The 2737-nt window shown below is 34.5% G+C and carries 3 protein-coding genes and 2 pseudogenes; 2 read left to right on the forward strand and 3 right to left on the reverse strand.

All coding sequences use genetic code 11. The features are described from left to right. A pseudogene (locus tag CSV61_RS16395) lies at positions 1-216 on the reverse strand (hypothetical protein); the annotation flags it as partial. 361 nt (positions 217-577) lie between these two features. On the opposite strand from CSV61_RS16395, the gene CSV61_RS16400 reads away from it, so the two are divergent. After that, positions 578-874, forward strand: a complete 297-nt coding sequence (locus CSV61_RS16400; protein WP_099640091.1) for a hypothetical protein — start codon at positions 578-580, stop codon at positions 872-874. A gap of 39 nt (positions 875-913) precedes the next feature. Here the strand turns inward: CSV61_RS16400 and CSV61_RS16405 are convergent, their stop codons facing one another. After that, a complete protein-coding gene (locus CSV61_RS16405) occupies positions 914-1165 on the reverse strand; it encodes a hypothetical protein (protein ID WP_099640092.1) in 252 nt (83 codons plus the stop codon). Between the two features lie 199 nt (positions 1166-1364). Between CSV61_RS16405 and CSV61_RS16410 the strand changes: the two genes are divergently transcribed. Further along, complete coding sequence (locus CSV61_RS16410) at positions 1365-1919, forward strand: hypothetical protein (RefSeq protein WP_099640093.1); 555 nt, start codon at positions 1365-1367, stop codon at positions 1917-1919. Between the two features lie 597 nt (positions 1920-2516). On the opposite strand, the pseudogene CSV61_RS16895 reads toward CSV61_RS16410, so the two are convergent. Beyond that, positions 2517-2737 (reverse strand): annotated as a pseudogene (locus CSV61_RS16895) (hypothetical protein); the annotation flags it as partial.

The raw sequence follows: 2737 nt of genomic DNA on the forward strand, positions 1-2737 counted from the left end.
ACTATCAGCATTTACTTTTTCCACTTTGGCACTTTCGAAATCATCTTTCGCTTGGTCTTGCCAACCTTTTTCATCTAAAAATTCCCACGCTGCAGCTTTAACATCTTCATGGCTATCTATTTCACTTGTGTTTTCTATAACTGGTTTATTTGAACAACCCGCAATAAGTATTATCGAAAAAACTGTCAATACTAAGTAAACGAATTTAACTTTCATTCCAGCTTCACCTCCTTGACAGGTAGACGGCATGTTGCTAAATAAGTTACATGATTTGGTCCGATTACTGAAAAGGTGCAGATTCTTTATCCTAGAATTGCACCCATTTCTTGAACAAGAGAAGTTCGTATCCTTAAATTCGATTGCCTTCAAATTCATACCATTTCACTTTTCACCGATCCAATCGACTCTTTTATGGTTAGATTCCTTTATCTTTTTAGCACAAGGCAACTTTAGAATTTTGTTTTCTCTAATACATTCACTAGTTGCGATAAATAGCTCGTTACAGCGTAAAGCGTTAGATAGAACTTTCTTTCCGTTAAGTTAAACTATATAATAGACTTACTAGGAGTGATTCGGGATGAATAAAGAATTGATTGAAATGATGGGTAAAATGATGGAACAAATGAATGAAATGCAGTCAGAAATGAAGAACGGTTTTTCAGCAGTCAATGAACGAATTGACGGGTTGGATTCAAAGGTTGATACAGGGTTCAATTCTATGAAAGAAATGCTTTACGGCATCGGCAAACAGTTTGAACTGGGTACTGAACAAAAAGATGCAAACATTGACGAGATAAAACAGGATCTAAAATTTGTTACTCATAAACTTAACAGCGTTGAAAAAGATGTGTTCAATTTAGGGGGAAGACAGTAATTAATCAATCAAGGCACCCTCTACGGGTGTTTTTTCACGTCATTTATATACTGAATATCTGGCCAGTACTTGTTCTGTTATAGCAGGGAGATTAATTACAACAGGTCCTACAATTTTATTTTCGTTCGGCTCTATTTCAGAAACGGAAGCAGTTGTTCCGTTACTATGGATTTCCTCGATTATTCCTACAAAAGTTGCTTTAACGTCTTTCTCCAAATTTTCAGAACCGCAGGCAAATAGTAGACCAGTAACTACTGTCAAACACAAAGATAGAACAATTTTATTTTTCATTGTTTATATCTTCTCCTTAAAAAATCAGACGAGTTTTAATGAAAAACATTACACTTTCCGTATAGGATAATGGCCCAATTGGTGCGCAACAGTTGTTCAGTTAACGCACCCGATAGTTGAATTGTCACAAACCCTTTCAACATAAAATTAATTGTAACTTTTTTCATGTGAAAAAGTCTAATATACGAGGAGGGATCAAATGAAGAAAATTTTATACCTTATGATTGCTGTATTTATGGTTTTTGCTTTATTTGGTTGTCAACAAACAGAACCAAAGACAGAGTTGCCATCGGAAGACACTTTTGATAACCAGACAGAAGCTGAAAATAAGGACGGTGACTTTATTTACAGACTTGTGACTGAAAAAAGTCATTATGATAAAGGAGAGTCAGTAAAGATATATGCTGAGCTCGAGTATGTGGGTCCAAAAGAAGAAGTTGTCATTAAGCATAGCTCTTCACCATTTTTATTTCCGATGAAGGAAACCACACGAAATTATGATATAGCTTATGCTGTTGCTGCAGTCGGGAATGAGACTGTACTTAAAAAAGGTGTACCTCTACGCCAGGAGACTACGGGCGGTGGAGGTTATTCCGAACAAGATAAAGAAGAATATAAAGAATTTATGAAACAGGTAATGGAACGAAAATATCCCAATGGTCATTACATCGTTGATGGTTTTGCTGATTTCACAGTAGACCATAATCAAGAGAATTATAAGATTAAAGCACAGATTGAGTTCTCTACGGACTGAGCTGAGCGCATGAACGTAGTTAATATGTGGAGATTTCTTTTAAAAACAGTGCCTTTTCTCAAAGGATACTGTTTTTATTTTAAGCACTCTCTACTTGTTTAATAATTTGGCCCGTTTGATGCTCTGTCCTTATCACGCAAATGCCTCCGATGGCTTAATAACTTTCTATATATTTATTTACGATATCTTTTTTCAGCTTAGGTAATGTTAAAAACATTAGTAGCGTTGGTAATAAAATCACAGCTATATAGCCTAATACCCTATAATCGAAGTTTATCAATTCAAACCCTAACATAGTTACTGGGAACATTACGATAATCATTAACAAATACGGAATCATCATCAGAGAATATAAGCCTTTTCCCTTTCCGTATTTAAAAAGGATGCTCCATTTTTCTTCATTCATATTAAAAATCTTTTTCATTGTTATAAAAAGCAACAATAATAATCCAACATATAGCAATGAACTAATTACATTTAACACTATATAAGAAACAACAAATACGAACATATTCAAAAACTATCACCTTTTTCTATAGCTAGATTGAAAGCAGAATGTACACAATTATCGCCCCCATTTGCTTAGCATTAGTTAATTTATTCGCTTGGCATATAGCCAACTACTTCATTTGTATTCGAATCAACGAGGATTAATGGCGTCCCAGTTACAGCGTTATCTACATCTTCAAAAGAAACTTCCAACAATTCTTTTTCATCATATGTTTGATCTAATAATACGTATTTACTATCAGCATTTACTTTTTCCACTTTGGCACTTTCGAAATCATCTTTCGCTTGGTCTTGCCAACCTTTTTCAT

Source organism: Sporosarcina sp. P3 (genome assembly GCF_002743415.1).
GTDB classification, from domain to species: Bacteria; Bacillota; Bacilli; order Bacillales_A; family Planococcaceae; genus Sporosarcina; species Sporosarcina ureae_A.

Excerpts from the sequence above, each read along its gene's own strand:
- CSV61_RS16400 (WP_099640091.1), top strand. The coding sequence starts at position 578 with ATGAATAAAGAATTGATTGAAATGATGGGTAAAATGATGGAACAAATG.
- CSV61_RS16405 (WP_099640092.1), bottom strand. The coding sequence starts at position 1,165 with ATGAAAAATAAAATTGTTCTATCTTTGTGTTTGACAGTAGTTACTGGT.
- CSV61_RS16410 (WP_099640093.1), top strand. The coding sequence starts at position 1,365 with ATGAAGAAAATTTTATACCTTATGATTGCTGTATTTATGGTTTTTGCT.